The following is a 19,449-nucleotide window of genomic DNA, read 5'->3' as shown; positions in this document are numbered from 1 at the left end:
CACTGAAGCACCAGAAGCACTGAATCACCAGCAGCACGGCAGCATCCAAGCACATATATAGAGACGAGGGTTTATCCGTGAGTTTCTCTCAGGGATTCGGGTCAGCGAACCCCTTCGGCGGGGGCCTCTTCGGCTCCGGGCCGGGCGGGGACGACGGCGACAACTCCGGCGGGTCCGGGTCCGAACGACCGGCCAGAGGTTCCGGGCCGCGGCGTCCGTCAGCACTGGTGCTGACGATCATCATCATCGCCGTGCTCATCGGCGCCTTCGTGGCGTCCTCGGGCTTCTACGCCGAGATCCTGTGGTTCAACCAGCTGGGCTACTCGGATGTCTTCTGGACTGAGCGCATCGCCCGCGGTGTGATCTTCGCCGTGGCGTTCCTGCTCATGGCGGGCCTGGTCTGGCTCAGCCTGTTCCTGGCCTTCCGCAGCCGACCGACATCCGTGCAGAGCCAGATGAACGAATCGGTCATCCGCTACCAGCGCACGCTGAACTCCATGCGGCGCCTGTTCATGATCGGCCTGCCCGCGCTGATGGGCCTGTTCGCAGGCACCGCAGCACAGGGCAGCTGGGAGAACGTGCTGCTGTTCATCAACCAGCAGCCCTTCGGCATGACGGACCCAGAGTTCGGCATGGACTTCGGCTTCTTCGTCTTCACCCTTCCCTTCCTCGGATTCCTCAACGGTTTCCTGGTCTCCGCCGTGCTGGTGGCCGGAATCGCCGGCATCCTCACGCACTACCTCTTCGGAGGCATCCGGATCGAGCCCAGTGGCAAGTTCGTGGTCGAGAAGGCCGCCCGCTGGCACATCGCGGTCACCGCTGCCCTCTTCCTGCTGCTGCAGGGCGTCAACTGGTGGCTGGACCGCTACGCGACCCTGCAGAACCAGTCCGGCAACTGGGCCGGCGCGCTGTACACCGATGTCAACGCCGTCATTCCCGCTCAGGCGATCCTCGCCGTCGCCGCTGTGCTGGTCGCGCTGGTCTTCATCGTCACCGCGGTGACCGGGCGCTGGCGGTTCTCCATCATCGGTTCGGCCATGCTGCTGATCACCGCGATCATCGGCGGTGGCCTGTACCCGTTCCTCGTGCAGGAATACCAGGTCCAGCCCTCGGAGCGGACCCTTGAGACGCCGTATATCGAGCGCAACATGGAGCTGACCCGCTACGCCTACGGCCTGCAGGACATCGAGCAGGAGAGCTACGACGCCGACTCCTCCGCGACCGAGGGCGCCCTCGCGGAGGATGCTGCCAACACGCAGAACATCCGCCTGCTGGACCCCAACCTGGTCTCGGCGGCCTTCGGCCAGTTCCAGCAGTTCCGCCAGTACTACTCCTTCCCGGACACGCTGAGCTTCGACCGCTATGAGATCGACGGCGAACGCCGCGACACGGTCATCGCCGCCCGCGAGCTGAACATCCCCGATGACGCCTCCTGGGTCAACCGGCACCTGATCTACACCCACGGCTACGGACTGGTGGCGGCCAACGCCAACACCGTCACCCCCGAGGGTCGGCCCAGCTTCACCCTGCAGGGCATCCCCACCCGCGGCGAGCTGGCCTCGGATGAGGACTATGAGCCGCGCATCTACTTCGGCGAGAACTCTCCGGACTACTCGATCGTCGGCGCCCCTGAGGACGACGAGCCCCTGGAGCTCGACCGTCCGGCCGCAGCAGATTCCGAGGCCGAGACCGTCTACACCTTCGACGGTGATGGCGGCCCCGACGTCGGAGGCCTGTTCAACCGGCTGGTCTATGCCATCCAGTTCCAGTCTCCCGAGATCCTCCTCTCCGGTGATATGACTGATGAGTCGCAGATCCTCTACGAGCGCGAGCCGCGGGAGCGGGTGCAGGAAGTGGCGCCGTTCCTGGAGGTGGACCAGAACACCTATCCGGCGATCGTCGATGGTCGGGTCAAGTGGATCGTGGAGGGTTACACGACCTCCAACGACTTCCCCTACTCCGATCAGCAGCAGCTGGAGCAGGCGACCACGGATGCGCTGACCCAGGGCGCCCCGACCCTTGCGGGTCAGGTCAACTACATCCGCAACTCGGTGAAGGCCACCGTCGATGCCTATGACGGCTCCGTGGAGCTCTACGCCTGGGACACCGAGGATCCGATCCTGCGTGCCTGGCAGGAGGTCTTCCCGAACGCGCTGCAGCCCTACGAGAACATGTCGGCGGAGCTGATGGATCACGTGCGCTACCCGGAGGACATGTTCAGGGTCCAGCGTGAGCTGCTCGGCCGTTACCACGTGACCGATCCAGGCACGTTCTACGAGAACAACGATGCCTGGTCGGTCCCCTCAGACCCGACCTCCGATGAGGAGGGCGGCCAGACTCAGCCTCCCTACTACATGACCCTGCAGATGCCGGGCCAGGAGGAGCCGGCCTTCTCGCTGACCGGCACCTTCATCCCGCAGATCGCCGAAGGCGCGCAGCAGCGCAACGTGCTCTACGGCTTTCTCGCCGCCGCAGGCGACGCAGGAACCGGTGAGGACGGAGTCAAGGCCGAGGACTACGGTCAGCTGCGTCTGCTCGAGCTTCCCCGCGACACTGTGATCCCAGGACCGGGTCAGACGCAGGCGAACTTCGACTCGAACTCGCAGATCTCCCAGGAGCTGAACCTGCTGCGCCAGGGTGCCTCCGAGGTGATCAACGGCAATATGATCACGTTGCCCGCCGGCGAGGGGATCCTCTATGTCCAGCCCGTCTATGTGCAGTCCACAGGCACTGAGGCCGCCTATCCGGCGCTGCGCAAGGTGCTCGTGGCCTACGGCGAGGAGGTCGGCTTCGCTGACACCCTCGACGAGGCGCTCGACCAGGTCTTCGGCGGAGACTCCGGAGCCGCTGTGGCCGATGGAGCCGGCGTCCAGGGCGAGGCCGTGGACGATGAGCTCGATGTCCCCGAGGGGGAGACGCCCACCGAGGACGAACCCGCTGAGGAGGAGGCCCCCGAAGAGGAGGCCACCACCGAGGACGAACCCGCTGAGGAGGACGCGGAGACTCCCGAGGCTCCCAGTGGTCCGGCTCAGGAGCGTCTGACCGACGCACTGGATCGCGCAGGTCAGGCGATCCAGGACTCGGACGCGGCGCTGTCCGACGGTGACTTCGCCGCCTACGGTGAGGCTCAGGAGCAGCTGCAGCAGGCCATCGATGATGCCCTGCAGGCCGAGGCTGACCTCGAGGAGTAGACGCCCCGTCGGGGTGGTCGCGACCCCCACGGCACCCGCCGCCGCCCCCGTCCGAACCGCACAGGTTCGGGCGGGGGAGCGGGTGTCGGAGGTCACGCTCCCCGGAGTTCATCTCGATTTTGCACAGCAGATATGTGTGCGTAGACTAAACAAGTCGCAACGCGGGGTGGAGCAGTTCGGTAGCTCGCCGGGCTCATAACCCGGAGGTCGCAAGTTCAAATCTTGCCCCCGCAACGAGATGAGGCCCCTGATCCGGAGAAATCCGGGTCAGGGGCCTTTTGCATTCCTAGGGGAACTCTCAAGTCCGCTCCAGACGCCGTTCCACCTTCAGGGCTGCTTCGTCGATCCGCTCGAGGATGGGTGGCGATCCCGGTGCCGACATCCACAGGGCCGCCGACCGCGCCGACGACGACCCCGCCGCCCCGAACGCTGGTCATGCTCACTCGCCGGGGCTGACGAGTCCCGTCTCATATCCGACGATCACGAGCTGAGCGCGGTCGCGCGCATTCAGCTTGCCGAGGATGCGACTGACATGGGTCTTCGCCGTGAGGGGCGACATGTAGAGCGACTCGCCGATCTCAGAGTTCGTCTTGCCACGTGCGACCTCAGCGAGCACTTCGCGCTCCCGGTCGCTCAGGACATCGAGGGGCCCCGTGTCTCCAGGTCGGCTGACCGGTCGACGAACGAGGTCGGCGACCAACCGCTTCGTCATCGCCGGTGAGATGAGGACATCGCCCCCGGCGGCGGCGGCGATCGCCTCGAGCAGGAGTCGCGGCGGAGTGTCCTTGAGCAGGAAACCGGAGGCCCCGGCTCTGAGCGCCTCGTAGACGTACTCATCGAGCGCGAAGGTGGTGAGAACGAGCACCTTGGTGGCGCTGAGCCGTTCGTCGCCGCAGATCGCGCGGGTCGCGTCGAGCCCGTCCATACGAGGCATGCGGATGTCCATCAGCACGACGTCGGGACGTGAACGTCGGGTCTCGACGATGGCCTGTGCGCCGTCGCCGGCTTCACCGACGACCTCGATCCCGGGTTCGTTGGCGAGCAGCGCTGCGAACCCGCGACGCACCAGCTCCTGGTCGTCAACGAGCAATACACGTATGTCGCGCGTCGCCCCGGCAGGCGCGTCGAGTCGACTGATCATGCCTGCCCCCCGCTGGGCAGCTGATAGGGCACGAAGGCGCGCACCGTGAACCCACCGTCGTCGCTGGGTCCGGCGTGGACGGTGCCCCCGAGGAGCTCCGCTCGTTCGCGGATCGCGACCAGACCGATGCCGGTGCTCGGCGCCGCAGCGCGGGCGGATGCCGGGGCGTCATTCGACACGGTGACGTGCACGCCGTCCTCCGCGTGCCGGAGCCGGACGATCGCGGGGACGTCGCCGGCGTGGCGGGCGACGTTGACAAGGCACTCGCGGACGATGCGGTGCACCGTCACCACGGTGCTCTCCGCCACGTTCGCCGGATAGTGTCCGTCCTCGACGACCTCGACCCCCTGCGGGTGCCCGGCGGCGGCGACGACATCGCTGATGGGAGTGTCCGCCGATACCGGCCGAAGCGGGACCGACTCGTCGGACCGGAGGATCCCGAGGAGGGAGCGCAGCTCGTCGAGTGATCGTCTGCCTGTGTCGTTGATCTCGACTAGCGCAGAGTGAGCAGCGGTCGGATCGCGCTCGAACACATGGGCGGCGATCCCGGACTGGACCGTGATCGCCGACAGTGAATGGGCGACGACGTCGTGCAGGTCGTACGCGATGCGGAGACGTTCCGCCTGGAGCCGTTCGGCGACCTGGCGTTCCACGGCGTCGGCGCGACGCCGAAGATTGGAGCGACGGGCGTCGGCGGCGGCGATCGGAAACAGGAGAACGGCCGAGTCGGCGACCCATTCGAACCAGAACGGCTCGCTGTCCACCTGCGCTCCGAAGCCGGCGACGACGATCGCGACGATCGATCCGAACCAGACCCTTGAGCGGTCGTCGCTCCGGCACACGAGAAGGAACAGCGCCACGGCGAGCAGCGGGCGCAGCGCGACCGGACTGGAGGTCAATGCGAGGGTGACGACATCGAGCACACCGATCATCACGACGGTGGCCCTGCCGAACCGACCGGCGAAGACGAGCAGCCCTGCGGCGACGACAGCGATCACGATGCCTGGCAGCGGCCGCCCGGCCACGACCTCCGGATCGGTGAGCAACATGCCGATCGACACGGCCAACGCGGCGACGATCGCAACGAGATCGCCGCGAGAGGGCCGGTGAACGGGGTGCGTCATGGGTCCATTGTCGTCGAGACCGATGGCGGGCGCGTACTCCCCAGGGAGGTCTCTGCACAGGGACCCCTCCTGGACCGCGCGGTCCAGTTGTCGAGACTCTCCCATCAGCGGCCGCCGCTCACCAGCTCGAGCACGGGCTTCCGGGAGACCTGGAACGCGGGCCATGCTGCGGCGACGACGCCGGCCGCGACCGCCACGACAAGCGTCAGTGCGAGACGGGGCCAGGGGATGGCGACGGATGGAATCTCCGTACCACCGGCGACATCGATCATCACCCAGCCGAAGCCGGCTGCGACGGCGATGCCGATCGATGCTGCCACGAACGACAGCAGTGTCACCTCGAGCCGCACGATGCGACGCAGCTCGCGGCGAGACGCGCCGACCGCTCGCAGCAGCCCGATCTCTGACGAGCGTTCGTTGATCGCGAGCGCCGTGGTGTTGGCGACTCCGAGGAGCGCGATGAAGCTCGCCAGGATGAGCATTCCGTCGATGAAGTTGCCGAACGCCGCAATGTCGCTCCCGCTGTTGGCGAGGTGTTCTTCTCGTGTCTCGAGAAACGACCCGGGCGAGTCTCGGACCAGCGCCCGCAGGTCCTCCTGCGCATCCGCAGCTGCTCCGTCGGCGAGGTCGACAAACACCATCGCATCGAGCTGGCGACCGACCGCGTCGTCGAGCGTCGCGGCGTCGACGAAGTACAGAGGTGCTTCGAAACCGCCGGTGCTCCTTTCGACCACGGCGACGATCGGCGCTTCGAGCGTCGATCGTTCGAACTCGATCTCGAGGGTGCCGCCGAGCACCGTCGGATCGTCGCCGACCACGGCCACGCCTCCCGCGCTCAGGTCGGCGAGGTCGCCGGCGACCGGGTTGAGATCGAACATGGTGGGCAGCGCCGTCGGGTCGATGCCCCCGACAGCCTCGGCCTTGCCCTCCACGACGCCTTCGGCCTTCGACAGCGCCGTGACCGCGTCCACCTCGGACCGCTCCGCCATCCGGTCAGCCAGGGTGGGGTCGATCGTCGAGAAGTCGGGGGTCGCTGACGTGACCACCAGGTCCGCCTGCAGTCCCTCACGGACATCCGTCCCGACTCCGCTCGTCAGAGAGCTCTGGAAGATCGCGAACAGCGTCACCATCGCGGTTCCGAGCATGAGTGCGAGTGCTGTCGACGCCGATCGACGGGGGCTCGCAGCCAAGTTGCCCGCTGCGATCGAGCCGGACACACCGGCGACGCGGCGGGCCGCTGGAGCGCTCCAACGCGCTGCGGCGGTCACGATCGCCGGGCCGCACAGCACGAGTGCCGGTATGATGGCAACAGCAAGCGCGAGCCACATCGGGCTCGAGCTCACCACAGCCACAGCTGCTCCGGCGATGGCCGCCGCGGCGAGCACGAGTCCGATCACAGTCCGCGCTCGGCCCACCACTCGGGGCTCCGCCGCGCTCTCGCGCAGCGCCTCGATCGGCGGCGTTGCCGCCGCGCGGCGAGCCGGGATCCATGCCGAGAGGATCGTTGCGCCGATACCGACGGTCGCGGCGATCGCGATCGAGGTCGGGCTCACGATCGGCGGCCCGGTGAGCAGGCTGACCCCGGTGAGTCCGACGACCCAGCGCAGCGCGCCCACTCCCGCGACTCCGCAGACGAGCCCGACGAGCGTGGCGATCGTCCCGATGAACGCCGCCTCGATCACCACTTGGCCGAGGACCTGGCGTCGTTCCGCCCCGATCGCACGCAGGAGTCCCGATTCCCGCGGGCGGCGGGCGACGGTGAGTGCGAACGTATTGAAGATGATCGTCATGCCGATCAGAGTCGCGACCACGGCGAAGGCCAGGAGGAACACGTTCAGGAACTGCAGTGGTGACGTCGCGTCGTCCTGCATCGCCTGGATGTAGTCGGGTCCGTCGACGACATCGGCATCTGAGACCGCCGACAGTCGGCCGAGTGCCTCGGCGCGGACGGCATCCTCCGCGATGTCGACGAGCACCTCGGTCGGTGCCGCCGCATCGAGCCAGGAGGACACCGCTGAGTCGGGCAGCAGAACCGTTCGCTGCAGCGGCGCCGCCTCCGCCTGCGCGAACGTCGCGGTGCCGGTGATGGTCGCGTCGTGCATGCCTGTCGCGGTCAGGACCTCTACGGCATCGCCAGGAGCCAGGCCTGCGTCATTGGCGAGCGATCGGTCGACCACGATCTCACCGACCTCACTTGGTGGTCGCCCGCTGGCGAGCTGGAAAGGATTGAGCGCCGAGTCGTCGACCCAGTTGCGACCGACATCGCTCGCCGTGCCGGTTCCGACAGGCGATCCGTCGACGACCAGCTTTGCGAAGCCGACCCATTGCGATGCGGCCCCCTCGACGCCGTCGACGGCATCCACGCGCTCGGTGATGTCAGGATCCAGCGATCGCTGAACCGACCTGACCGGATCTCCCGGTCCTCCGCCAGGCTCGCCGAGGGAAGCGCCCTGCACCACGGCGTCGGTCCCGGCCATCGCCTCGGCGATGTCACTGGCCGCTCGGCCACGCATCGAGTCGGACAGCACCAGCGTCGCAAGGAGAAACGCCACCGACAGCGTGATCGCCGTGCCTGTGAGCACGAACCGATTCCGACTCGCGAACAGGCTCCGGACCGCACTCCGCACCATCCGGATCATCGCCCCAGATCCTTTACCACGTCGAGCACCGAATCGGCCGAGGGGCGATCCATCACGTCGTGCACTCTGCCGTCGGCGACGAACACGACCTGGTCCGCCCAGGCAGCGGCGTTGGGATCGTGGGTGACCATGACGATCGACTGGTGATGCTCGTCGACCGCTGAGCGGAGGAATCCGAGGATCTCCTGTCCGGACCGAGTGTCGAGGTTGCCGGTGGGCTCGTCGGCGAACACCACCTGGGGCCGGGCGACCAGGGCCCGGGCGACGGCGACGCGCTGCTGCTGGCCGCCCGAGAGCTCCGACGGTCGGTGGTGCATGCGATCACCGAGGCGCAGCATCGACACGACCTGGTCGAGCACCCCCTCGCTCGGCTGGCGGCCCGACAACGTCAGGGGCAGGCAGATGTTCTCCTCGACCGTGAGGGTGGCCACGAGATTGAACGCCTGGAACACGAACCCGATCCGTTCTCGACGCAGCCGTGTCAGCTCGCGGTCGTCGAGGGTCGAGAGATCCGTGCTGCCGACGAATGCGCGGCCCGAGGTCAGCTGATCCAGCCCCGCGGCGCAGTGCATCATCGTCGACTTTCCCGAACCCGAGGGCCCCATCACAGCCGTGAACTTCCCCGCCGGGAACGCGATGGTGACCTCGTCGAGCGCGACCACGGCCGACTGGCCGGAGCCATATCGCTTGACGGCGCCGACGAGCATGGCCGCGGCGTCGTCAGCGCTGGCTGACCATGCGCTTCCGGACTGCCGATCGATGACTGGGGAATCTGGATGTTCAGACACGAGACCTCCGCTGAGTGGTTGGTGCTTACTACGATGCCGGCGGCCGCCGACCGCCACATCCGCCCACAGGAGGCGACGCATACTCGTCCGGGAGTACAGGAGCGACCGAGCGGCGGCTGACCGACCTGCTCCCGCCATCGGGTGCGCCCGCCGGTTGACGTCGGGCGGGTGCGGCTCACCGCTGGAGCACGACGACGTCGTGGTAGATCCCTTCGAACTGGTCCAGCGTGGACCCGAGGTCGTGGACCGAGATCAGCTCCAGGCTCTGCCTGCCCATCGCCGTCCTGGTCTGCTCGTCGGCGAGGACAGCGGCGAGGCGCCCGGCCAGCTCGGTCACGTCGCCGGGCGTATAGAGCCAGCCGTTCTGCCCGGAACGCACCAGGTGGGGGAGCGCCATGGCGTCCGCAGCCACAACGGGCTTGCCCGCGGCCATGGCCTCCATGGTCACGAGGCTCTGCAGCTCGGCGGTCCCTGGCATGCAGAACACGGCGCAGCGCCGGTAGGCCCGCACCAGTTCCTCGTCCGGAACGAACCCGTGGAACATCACCCGCTCGGCGATGCCGAGGTCTGCGGCCAGCACCTCCAGCCGGTGCCGCTGAGATCCCTCGCCGACGACCTCGACGCGCGCATCCGGTGGCAGCATGGCAGCGGCCTCGAGCAGCTCGTGGACGTTCTTCTCCGCGTCCAGCCTGCCCACGAACAGGATGGTCGGCACGCCGGTGAGCTCCGGCGGACCCGCGTAGTGCGCGCGGTCGATCCCACAGGAGATCGCCATCACGGGACGGTTCAGTCCGTTGCGCTCGAGCAGTTCGGCCGCACGGGGAGTCGGGGTGGTGCAGACCGTCGCGCGGCCGAAGATCCGGACCAGGTCGCGCCAAGCCAGCCGAGTGAAGAGGCGGTGGATGAAGCGGGGCAGCGGGGCGTAGCCCAGCAGGTTCTCCGGCATGAAGTGGTTCGTGGCGACCACGGGGATCCCTGTCGCCGTCGCGGCACGGACCGCGCTGCGGCCGACGAGGAAGTGGGCCTGGGTGTGCACGACGTCAGGATCGATCTCGGAGAGCAATGCCGGAACGGCGTGTGCCGTGCGCCACGGCGGGCAGAACCGGAACGTCGGGTGGAACGGCGTCCGCATCGAACCGATCCGGTGGACCGTCACTCCGCCGACCATCTCAGTGAAGGTCTTGTCGTTGGTCGACGGGCAGATGACGTGCACGTCGTGCCCGCGACCGACCAGCCCGGACGCCAGCCGGAACGCGAAGTTCGCCGCTCCGTTCACGTCCGGCGCATAGGTGTCCGCGGTGACCGCGATGCGCAGCGGACCCTCGCGCCGCTTCTCGCGGGCGGGCGGTGTGGGATCTTTGGCCGTGGGCACCGCGCGGGAGAGGAGCACGAGCCCGGCGACGGCGACTGCCCCGGGAACAGCCATGCCGGCGAGCTGACCGGGGGTCATCTCGCCATAGGCGAAGACGCCGATGAGGACCGCGCTGAGCGGGTCGACGATGGTGGTCGCGCCTGCCACGACCGCCGCGGGTCCGCTGGCATAGGCCTGGTGCAGCAGCCACACCCCGACGAGGACAGCCACCGCTGCCTCGGCGAGCACGAGGGCGACCATGCCGCCGGGCAGCGGTGCCACGGCTGCCGCTCGGATGAGCGCCGAGGTGAATCCGAACAGCACCGCTGTCGCGAGCGCGAGGAACAGGCACTGGGCCCTGCCCCGGGTGTACCGGGCCGCTGCGACCAGCCCTGCCGCGCCGAGCACGGCCCACTGTGCCGAGAGGAGATCGGGCGCGGGCAGGTCGGCGTCCGTGGTCATGGCGGACAGGGCGACGAAGCCCGTCACGCCGGTCACGCTCAGCACCAGCGCGGTGAGCACGGCCCGGGTGAGCGCGGTCCCCGCGAACAGCACAGTGAGCACGAGGGTGAGCACACCGATCGGCTGTATCACGGCAAGTGGTGCCATGGTCAGGGCGAGGACGTGCAGACCGGCGCCCAGCCCGGCGAGACCGATCCCGAGGTACCAGCCGGGGGTGCTCAGGATCTTCCGCACGGCGGGCAGCCCCAGTGCCCGACCCTCCCCACCGGGTGTCGCCTGGTGGACGGCGCGGTGCTGCAGAAGGACGGTGCCCGCGAAACAGCACGCGCCGGCGACAGCGAGGCCGATGGCCAGCGTCAGCATGGTCTTCTCTCCGATCGTAGGGCCGCGGCGTCGTCAGCGTGGGCTGACCACGCGCTTCCGGACTGCCGATCGGCGGCTGGGGAATCTGGGTGGTGGGACACGAGACCTCCGGTGAGTGGGTGGTGTCTACCACGATGGCGGCGGCGACCGGCTGCCGCATCCGCCCACAGGAGGTGACGCATACTCGCCCGGGAGTACGGGAGTACGGGAGTACGGGAGCGCAGGAGTTGAGGAGCCCGGGGGTAGGCTCGCGCCATGGAACCGGTCACCGATGACGTGGACGAATACCTCCGCAGTGTGGCCCGCACGGAGGAGATGACGGCCCTGGACGCGCTGATCAGCACAGAGCTGCCCGGGCTGAGCCGAGTGCTCTGGCGCGGCGCCATGTGGGGCGACACCGAGCAGACGATCATCGGCTACGGCAGGATGCGCCAGCCGCGCCCCAGGGGCGCCGACGTCGACTGGTTCCTGATCGGTCTGGCTGAGCAGTCCAAGCACCTCTCGGTCTACCTCAACGCAGCGGAGGAAGGCGGCTACCTGCTCAAGCACCGCGCGGACAGGCTCGGCAAGGTGAAGGTCGGTGCCGCAGCATTGACGTTCACCAAGCTCGAGAACCTCGACCAGACCGAGTTCCGCAGCATGATCGCTCGCGCGGGTGAGCTGCACCCAGACGTGGAGTGACGCCCGGGTCTCAGTATGTGGCGTTGCGGGAGGCCGAGAGGTTGATCCCCTCACCGGTGAGCTGGTTCCAGCAGGACATCTGCGAAGGGAACGCGGAGCATGCGTAGAACGCATTCGAGGCGGTCTGCCCATGGCCGAGCACCGGCTGGCCCGCGGGAGTCACCGGGTCGTCACAGTCCGGCTCCGCCGCACGATCGACCTCGAGTGCGTAGGTCGCGCCGCTCGTGCAGTCCTCCGGCGCGGAGAAGCTGTGCTGGAGCACCGTGCAGCGCAGGGTATCTGCGAGCTCGCAGAGAACATTGCCGTCGGGGGAGGCGAAGGCATCCAGCTGCTGGCCCTGGGTCGAGAAGGATGCCTGGATCCACGCCGAACCCATGCTGTCCACGGCCGCCAGCAGCGGGGCCGGCACATCCTGCTCGGTGCCCTGCAGGTCGAGGTAGATGCGCGCGGCGTAGGTGTTGCCGCAGCTCGTCTGCAGCCCGGTCAGGGTCTCCTGGACGAGGGCTGCGTCGGACGGGTCTGACCAGTCACCGTCCTCGGTGATGACGGCCTCGGCGAACCGGGTCAGGGCGTCACGGTCCTCGGCAGCGGCCTCGCAGCTGCTCTCAGCGGGCAGGGCGGCCGCCGCGGCACGCAGCTGAGCCGGGGTGGATGTCTCCTCACTGGACTCGGTGCCGGGCTCGCCCTCCGATCCAGCGTCAGCTCCCGAGTCAGCGTCGTCTTCAGGATCAGCTTCAGCGCCGGATTCGGCCGGGGACGGCTGCGCCGTCGCCCCCTGCTGCATCGGTTCACCCACCGGATCCCCGGAGTCGCCGAGCAGGTTCAGCACCAGTGCCGCCACGGCTGCCAGTGCCAGGAGCGGGAGCAGCACGGTGAGCGCCAGCCTCCGCGCGCGGGGGCCTCCTCGGGCGGGGCGGGAGCGCTCGTCGTCGTCGATCGGATCCGCGGCGGCCGGGTGGGCGCGCGCGACGGGACGAGCACGTGGAATGGGCCGGGCCTGCGGAACCCGCTGAGCCTCCGAGACCGGCTGGCTCGGCGATGCCGGCGCGGCCGGCTGGCTCGGCGATACCGGCACGGCCGGCTCGGAGGCTGGAGCGGGCTGGGACGGCGCTGGTTCCTGGGCGGGGGCGCCAGGCGGGGCAGAGGCCTCGCGCTGCGCTCGCCGGTGCAGCGCCGCGTTAATCGCGGGGTCGCCCAGTGCGCCGAGGGCCTCGATCAGCTCCGGGTAGGTGGCAGGGTTCCCCGCCACGGCGGGGCGCAGCTCGGGATGGTGCTCCGCGATCCAGTGCAGCGTGTCCCAATCCGTGCTGGGATCGGCCGCCATCGCACCGAGTTCGTCGTAGATCGAGGGCATGCGTTCTCTCTTCTCAGAGCCAGTGCAGAGCGGACCGGTTCCAGAACCCGGCGGTCTCACCGGCGGCGGTCTCAAACTCGGTCCAATGGAAATAGGGCATCAGGCTGGCGACCTCGCCATCGGTGATCTCAAACTCTACTTCCCAACAGACCTGTTCATCCCACGGGATCGCGGTACGCGTGCCTTCCGGGGGTCTCAGGCACTCCTTCGCCTCCTCCAGCTCGTAGCGGCTCTCCAGAAGCCAGGCCGGGACATCCATCTCGGCAGAGTCGAGCATCGACCTGAGCTCGGGGACGCCGCCTCGATCCACCACGCGGGCCAGCTTCAGTGCGATCTCGCTTCCCCCGTGCTCCTCCGCGAGCAGCTCACCCAGACGGTAGAGCTGGTTCAGGTACCAGTGCTGGTCGAGGATCTCCTCGGGATCATCCCGGGCTTCGGCGGTCTCCACCGGATTGTGCGCCGCGAGATCCTCCTCCGGGGAGAAGTGCTCGGCATAGTCGCCGCTCAGCTCGGCATAGTGCCAGAGAAGCTGGAACCGCTGCTCCCGACTGACCTCGGCGGATCGGAACTGCTCATAGGGCATGTCCTTGAGCTCGTCGAGACTGAACCGCTCTGCCGCGGCGGCGGTCCCTGACTGTGCGGTCCCGGACTGTGCGGAGCCGGAGGCGCCGGGCGCCGGTGGATCCGTGGGCGGACCCGACTCGGACTCGGTGTGCGGGCCTCGGTCCAGGGCGAGCACGCTCTGTTCGTCCTGCTCGTCCTCACCGGGCAGCGACGCGGCACAGCCGGAGAGCGTGAGGACGCAGATCAGGGCGCCCGCGGGCACGGCGGAGCGCCGCACGGACTGCTGTTCTCCCACGGGACGGCTCAGTCTTGGAGCTGGTAGCTCTGCCGGGCCATGAAGAAGCCGTTGCCGGTCTCGGTGTTCCAGCACTCGAAGCCCGATTCGGAGGAGACGCAGGCGAAGCGTCCGTTGCTCGCGGACTGACCGTACTGCAGGGTGGCCGAGTCCGTGCCAGGCGTCTCGCCACAGCCCAGCTGCGGCTCCTCAGAGGCGAGAGAGAGCCGGGCCGGGCCGTCGCAGTCCTCCGGGGTGTCGAAGGTGTAGTCGATGATGCTGCACTCGACCTCATCCTCGTTGATCGCACAGTTGATGTTGCCGGAGGGCGCGGTGAAGGCGGGAATGTCCTGGGCGTCCTCGGGTGCGGGCCGCACGGCATCCTCGGAGTCCTCGTCTGCTTCCTCCTCGGTGGTGCCCTCACCCTCGGCGCCGGGTTCCTCGGCATCCTCCGGAGCTGGCTGATCTCCCTCGACCTCCCCCTGGGAGACCGTGTCCTGTCCGGTCTCTTCGTCATCGCCGCTGAGGGCCCCGCCGAAGATGAGGAAGTACGCGGCGACCACTGCCGCCGCGGCCACCAGAAGGATCAGAAAGATGATGGCACAGGTCCCGCCGCCGCGGCGCCGCGGCTCCTCTTCGCGCTCGGCAGGGTAGGAGCCGGCAGGATAGCCGCTGGGCGGATAGCCGGCGGGATGGGCGCCGCCGGCCGGCGGGGCCTGCCAGGGAGCGCCAGCGCCGGGGGCGGCCGGGTAGTAGCCGCCGCGGGGCTCGGCATGGCCCTGTTCGTACCCTGGCTGCTGGGGGACTGGTTCCTCGGCGGAGGCCTGGTCGTAGCCGGTGGACGGGTCCTGCACCGCCGAGAACTCATCGGTCCCCCCACCCTGGGTGGGTCCTCGACCAGCGGCCGGCAACATCGTGGTGCTCTGCTCATCGGCTGCTGCGGACCCTCCGGCGCCGGCACGGCGGGCGAGCGCGGCATCCACTGCTGGATCGCCGAGACCGGCCAGCCACTGCAGCAGCTCAGGGTAGGTGTTCGGGTTCTCAGCGATCAGCGGACGCAGCTCGGGGTGGTCCCCGGCGAGCATGTGCAGCTGGACCTGAGGCGTGTTCGGATCCGCGGCGCGGGCTGCGGGCCCGGTTGAACTCTGCCCGTGATGTGGTCCGTCTGTCATGGTCTCTCCTGTGTCGAGGGTCCCGTGGTTCAGTTCAGCATCCCTGAGCCATCATGCCTGACGCAGGCGCAGTTTTCAGTTCAGCTGCTGATCCGGTCCGCCGCGAGCTGCACGAAATGCTGGTGCAGACGGTGATCCGGAGTCAGCTCCGGATGAAAGCTCGCGGCCAGGACCCGGCCCTGCCGCACCGCCACCGGCCGGTCCTGCCAGGAAGCGATGACCTCCACCTGCGGACCGATGGATTCAATGATGGGCGCACGGATGAACACGGCCTGCAGGGGGCTCAGATCCGTCCCCGGAAGCCCGGCCACCGTGAGCGGGCCGGTGAAGGAGTCCAGCTGACTGCCGTAGCCGTTGCGGCGCACCACCACGTCCAGGCCGCCGATCCGCTCGAAGCCGGTGAGGGCCTCCGCGTCGAGGATCTCATCGGCCATCAGGATCATTCCGGCGCAGGTGCCGAACATGGCCATGCCCTCGTCGTGACGCTCGCGGATCGCCTCCATCAGATGCACGGGCGCCGCAAGCCGCGCCATGGTGGTCGACTCGCCTCCGGGGACGACCAGTCCGTCGAGGCCCGCCAGCTCCGCGGGACGGCGCACCGTGGACACTGCGGCGCCGGCGGACTCCAGGGCCCGGGCGTGTTCTGCCACGGCTCCCTGCAGCGCCAGGACCCCGATGCGAGGTGTGCTCACCAGCCGCGCTCGGCGAGGCGGTGAGGTGCAGGCAGATCTGCCACGTTGATCCCGACCATGGCCTCGCCCAGGCCCTTGGATGCCTCTGTGACCACGGCGGGGTCGTCGTAGTAGGTGGTCGCCTTGACGATCGCGGCGGCCCGCTGCGCAGGGTTGCCTGCCTTGAAGATGCCCGAGCCCACGAACACGCCGTCGGCACCCATCTGCATCATCATCGCGGCATCGGCGGGCGTGGCGACGCCGCCCGCGACGAAGAGCACCACGGGGAGGCGGCCCTCCCGGGCGACCTGCTTGACCAGCGCATAGGGCGCCTGGAGGTCCTTGGCGGCGAGGTAGAGCTCGTCCTCGGACAGGGAGGTCAGGCGAGCGATCTCGGCCTTGATCGTGCGAATGTGTTTCGTGGCCTCAGAGACGTCGCCGGTGCCGGCCTCACCCTTGGAGCGGATCATGGAGGCGCCCTCGGTGATCCGGCGCAGCGCCTCGCCCAGGTTGGTGGCGCCGCAGACGAAGGGCACCTTGAACTTGGACTTGTCGATGTGGTGGACGTAGTCGGCGGGGGAGAGGACCTCCGACTCGTCGATGTAGTCGACCTTGAGGTGCTCCAGGATCTGCGCCTCGACGAAGTGGCCGATGCGGGCCTTGGCCATCACTGGGATGGAGACGGTCTCGATGATGCCGCTGATCAGGTCCGGATCTGACATCCGGGCCACGCCGCCGGTGGCGCGGATGTCAGCCGGCACGCGCTCGAGGGCCATGACGGCGACGGCGCCGGCCTCTTCGGCGATGCGCGCCTGGTCCGGCGTGACCACGTCCATGATCACGCCGCCTTTGAGCATCTGGGCGAGCCCGGTGTTCACGGCGGTGGCGCCGGTGGCATCAGTGGCGTGCGAGGTGGCCTCAGTGGTCACGGATATCTCCTGAAGGGTCGGGTGCTGCCGCAGTCATGCGGGACAGCTGATGAAACGGTCGTGCGGGGGCAAGGTGGTGCCGCGAGGACAATGACGACAATGACGACAATGGGGAGTGAACATCGCGTCCACTCCCCATTGTTTCATCACTTCTGTGGGCGGTTCACCCACGCGTCATACTCGGTTCAGCCGCGGTCGCGGTCCTCGGTCTCGAGCTGGGAGAAGTCCCGCTCGCTGACTCCGGTCTCCGCGCTGTCGCTGCTGCCGGCGCCAAGGGCGCCCTGAGACGAGCTGCCGCTCTTCAGCGCCGCCAGCCGGGCATCAACCTCGGCCTGCTCGCCGAGATCCTCCAGGGACTCGAACTGCGAGTCCAGCGAGGATGCTGCGAGCTCGTTGCGCCCGCGCACCCGTGCCTCCTCGCGGCGGATCTTCTCTTCGAAGCGTCCCACCTCTGAGGTCGGGTCCATCACGTCGATGGACTGCACGGCCTCGTGGACCTGGGACTGGGCATGGGCCGCGCGGGAGCGGGCCACCAGTTCATCGCGCTTGCTGACCAGCTGCTGCCGCTTGGTCTTCATCTGCTCGAGACCGGTCTTGAGCCGATCCACGATCTCGCGCTGCGAGGAGATGGTGGGCTCAGCTGACTCCGCGGAGGACTCGGCCTCCATCTGGCGCTGGATGGCAACCTTGGCCAGGTTGTCGAACTTCTGTGCGTTCGCATCGTTGCCGTCATTGCGGAACTCATCAGCCTTGCGGGAGGCGGCCAGGGCCTTCTGCCCCCAGGAGCGCGAGGTCTCGAGGTCCTCGCTGTAGTCGTCCTCCATCATGCGCAGGTTGCCGATGGTCTGCGCGATGGCCTCCTCGGCCTCCGCGATGTTGTTCGTGAAGTCTCTGACCATCTGGTCGAGCATCTTCTCCGGGTCCTCGGAGCGGTCCAGCATGGCGTTGACGTTCGCGCGTACCAACTGGGACATGCGACCTAGAATGGACTGCTTGCTCACGGTGCTCACCTTTCCTCAGGCGTCAGTGTCTATGAATCGTTCACGGTGTCGATACTAGTCACGGCTCCTGGTCACGGCCATGACAGTGGCGCAGAAGTTCTCGTGGCGGAAGTCTGGCTGGCGGGTCAGAACATCCGACGACGGCGGCCGAACCCGCCCAGGCCGCCGAGGGAGCCGCGGCCGTAGCCTCCGCCTCCGAGGTGTCCATAGCCGCCCGGCATGCCGAATCCTCCGAATCCGCCCCCGTAGCCGCCGCCACCGCTCAGCGCGTCCTCGGCGGACTCCTGTCGGGCGATCTGTGCCGCCTGGACCGCCAGCGTCTTCGCCTGGGTGGCGAGCTCCAGCGCCTTGGCGGGCTGGTCCTCGCCCACCGCTTCTGCCTCGGCGAGGCTGCGCTCGGCCTCCGCCATCCGGGTCCGTGAGGTCGCGCCGCTGCGGCGAGCCCGCAGGTAGTCCCGGGAGGACTGCACCTGGTGCCGCGCGGTGAGGATCTCGGTCTGCAGGACCTCGCGGGCGCGACGGTTCCGGGCTTGCTGGTCCCGGACCGCGTTCAGGGGCTCGTCGAGTTCGCGGTGTGCCACCTCCAGGGAGTTCAGCAGCTCCAGCGGGTTGATCTTCTCCGTGGAGTCCAGCGCTCGGCGCACCTGGGTGACGGCGGCCTGGGCGGCGGCGATGGGACCCGCGAGGTCTCGGGACTGGCCCGCCTCCATGGTGGCGCGGGCCTGGGCGATGTCCTGCTCCGTCTGGTCCAGGCCGATCCCCAGGTTCTGTTCGGCGCTGCGCAGTCGCAGCTGGGTCTCTTCGAGCGAGTCGATGTGCTTTCCTGCCTCCCCGGCGGACTCCTCGCCGGTGTGGATGGCCAGCACGGCCTCCGAGGGCTCTGCGGCCTCCAGCGCCGCCTCGGCGGTGTCAGCCGCAGCGGTGGCCGCCTCCAGGCTGTGCGCGGCGTGGCCCAGGCCTTCTGTGAAGGAGGTGAGTGCCCCGTCGTCGTATGTTGACTGCAGGTTGGGCAGTCGCTTCTGCGCGTCGGCGCGGCGCCGGCTGAGCTCCTCGATGCGGGTGCGCAGCTGTCCCAGCGCGGGACGCGGATCCAGCTCGAGGCTGCGCAGCGATTCGAAGTCCTGCCGGTGGGACTCCAGGGTCTCGCTGACCCGCTGGCAGTTTGCGATCACCTGGCGGAGCAGCTCGCGGGCCTCGTCCTCGGACTCCGGGGGTTCACGATCGACCTGGTGCTGCATCCGGAACGATTCCTGCAGGTGCTCCCGCGCCTGCTCGACATCGCGCTGGAATGGAGCGACCTGCTCGTCGCCGTAGGCGGCGCTGGCGAAGAGGATCTCCTGTTCGGAGGAGTTCACGGCGTTGTCTGCGGCGATCAGCAGAGACCCTGCCTCGCGGCGCAGCTCCTCCAGGCTCATCCGCTGCAGCCGAGCCTGTTCCGCAGAGATCTGGCGTGACTCCTGGCGTCCCTGCGGCAGTCCCTGTCCTCCGCCCGGGCCCAGGAACCTGCGGTTCTGCTTCTTGCCTCCGGAGAGCCACACGGCGCCCAGACCGATCAGGCCGAGGATCACCGCGCCGATCAGGAGAGGCGCGATGAAGATCGCGCCGAGAGTGATGGGAGGATTGAGTACTGCGTCGGGCACCATGGCCTGAGTCTATAAGCGCCCCCTGACACCGTCCATCGACCCGGCGGGAGGCCGATCTGCGTCTCCTGGAATCGTCCAGGAGGCATCCAGGAGGCTATCGT

General features: G+C 68.5%; 14 protein-coding genes and 1 tRNA gene. 3 read left to right on the top strand and 12 right to left on the bottom strand.

Annotated elements, in window-relative coordinates; genetic code table 11:
• Window positions 1-77: 77 nt before the first annotated feature.
• Window positions 78-3,191: a UPF0182 family membrane protein gene (locus H4W27_RS08510; RefSeq protein ID WP_192595542.1), complete on the top strand. Its 3,114-nt coding sequence runs from the start codon at window positions 78-80 to the stop codon at window positions 3,189-3,191.
• A gap of 160 nt (window positions 3,192-3,351) precedes the next feature.
• Window positions 3,352-3,425: transfer RNA gene (locus tag H4W27_RS08505), tRNA-Met, on the top strand.
• Between the two features lie 205 nt (window positions 3,426-3,630).
• Here H4W27_RS08505 and H4W27_RS08500 read toward each other — a convergent pair.
• From H4W27_RS08500 to H4W27_RS08480, 5 genes are all read right to left on the bottom strand, one after another.
• The gene (locus H4W27_RS08500) at window positions 3,631-4,332 is read right to left on the bottom strand and encodes a response regulator transcription factor (RefSeq protein WP_192595541.1); all 702 of its coding nucleotides are present in this window, start codon (window positions 4,330-4,332) and stop codon (window positions 3,631-3,633) included.
• The gene (locus H4W27_RS08495) at window positions 4,329-5,456 is read right to left on the bottom strand and encodes a sensor histidine kinase (RefSeq protein WP_192595540.1); all 1,128 of its coding nucleotides are present in this window, start codon (window positions 5,454-5,456) and stop codon (window positions 4,329-4,331) included. Before H4W27_RS08495 ends, H4W27_RS08500 begins: the two co-directional genes overlap by 4 nt.
• A gap of 104 nt (window positions 5,457-5,560) precedes the next feature.
• Window positions 5,561-8,038 (bottom strand): FtsX-like permease family protein, encoded by a 2,478-nt coding sequence (locus H4W27_RS08490; RefSeq protein WP_192595539.1) that lies wholly within the window; start codon window positions 8,036-8,038, stop codon window positions 5,561-5,563.
• Window positions 8,039-8,091: 53 nt separating this feature from the next.
• Complete coding sequence (locus tag H4W27_RS08485) at window positions 8,092-8,883, bottom strand: ABC transporter ATP-binding protein (RefSeq protein ID WP_404821848.1); 792 nt, start codon at window positions 8,881-8,883, stop codon at window positions 8,092-8,094.
• 175 nt (window positions 8,884-9,058) lie between these two features.
• The gene (locus H4W27_RS08480) at window positions 9,059-11,059 is read right to left on the bottom strand and encodes a glycosyltransferase (protein ID WP_192595538.1); all 2,001 of its coding nucleotides are present in this window, start codon (window positions 11,057-11,059) and stop codon (window positions 9,059-9,061) included.
• Between the two features lie 255 nt (window positions 11,060-11,314).
• Between H4W27_RS08480 and H4W27_RS08475 the strand changes: the two genes are divergently transcribed.
• Window positions 11,315-11,740: a DUF1801 domain-containing protein gene (locus H4W27_RS08475; protein WP_192595537.1), complete on the top strand. Its 426-nt coding sequence runs from the start codon at window positions 11,315-11,317 to the stop codon at window positions 11,738-11,740.
• A gap of 10 nt (window positions 11,741-11,750) precedes the next feature.
• Here the strand turns inward: H4W27_RS08475 and H4W27_RS08470 are convergent, their stop codons facing one another.
• The 7 genes from H4W27_RS08470 to H4W27_RS08440 form a co-directional block, all read right to left on the bottom strand.
• Window positions 11,751-13,094: a variant leucine-rich repeat-containing protein gene (locus H4W27_RS08470; RefSeq protein ID WP_192595536.1), complete on the bottom strand. Its 1,344-nt coding sequence runs from the start codon at window positions 13,092-13,094 to the stop codon at window positions 11,751-11,753.
• 13 nt (window positions 13,095-13,107) lie between these two features.
• Window positions 13,108-13,953 (bottom strand): hypothetical protein, encoded by an 846-nt coding sequence (locus H4W27_RS08465; RefSeq protein ID WP_192595535.1) that lies wholly within the window; start codon window positions 13,951-13,953, stop codon window positions 13,108-13,110.
• 8 nt (window positions 13,954-13,961) lie between these two features.
• Window positions 13,962-15,104 carry a variant leucine-rich repeat-containing protein gene (locus H4W27_RS08460; protein ID WP_192595534.1) on the bottom strand — a complete coding sequence of 381 codons (1,143 nt, stop codon included), beginning with the start codon at window positions 15,102-15,104 and terminating at the stop codon, window positions 13,962-13,964.
• An 80-nt stretch (window positions 15,105-15,184) separates the two neighbouring features.
• The gene (gene pdxT / locus H4W27_RS08455; RefSeq protein ID WP_318782242.1) at window positions 15,185-15,796 is read right to left on the bottom strand and encodes a pyridoxal 5'-phosphate synthase glutaminase subunit PdxT; all 612 of its coding nucleotides are present in this window, start codon (window positions 15,794-15,796) and stop codon (window positions 15,185-15,187) included.
• Window positions 15,793-16,704: a pyridoxal 5'-phosphate synthase lyase subunit PdxS gene (gene pdxS / locus H4W27_RS08450; protein WP_318782240.1), complete on the bottom strand. Its 912-nt coding sequence runs from the start codon at window positions 16,702-16,704 to the stop codon at window positions 15,793-15,795. Before pdxS ends, pdxT begins: the two co-directional genes overlap by 4 nt.
• A gap of 185 nt (window positions 16,705-16,889) precedes the next feature.
• Entirely contained in the window at window positions 16,890-17,705 is an 816-nt protein-coding gene (locus H4W27_RS08445) for a PspA/IM30 family protein (RefSeq protein WP_192595533.1), read from the bottom strand.
• Window positions 17,706-17,830: 125 nt separating this feature from the next.
• Window positions 17,831-19,348: a coiled-coil domain-containing protein gene (locus tag H4W27_RS08440; RefSeq protein ID WP_192595532.1), complete on the bottom strand. Its 1,518-nt coding sequence runs from the start codon at window positions 19,346-19,348 to the stop codon at window positions 17,831-17,833.
• Window positions 19,349-19,449: the final 101 nt, after the last annotated feature.

The sequence above is a fragment of the Nesterenkonia lutea genome, from assembly GCF_014873955.1.
Classification (GTDB): domain Bacteria; phylum Actinomycetota; class Actinomycetes; order Actinomycetales; family Micrococcaceae; genus Nesterenkonia; species Nesterenkonia lutea.
Note: the sequence above shows the minus strand (reverse complement) of the source record. Positions and strands in the feature narration are given on the sequence as shown.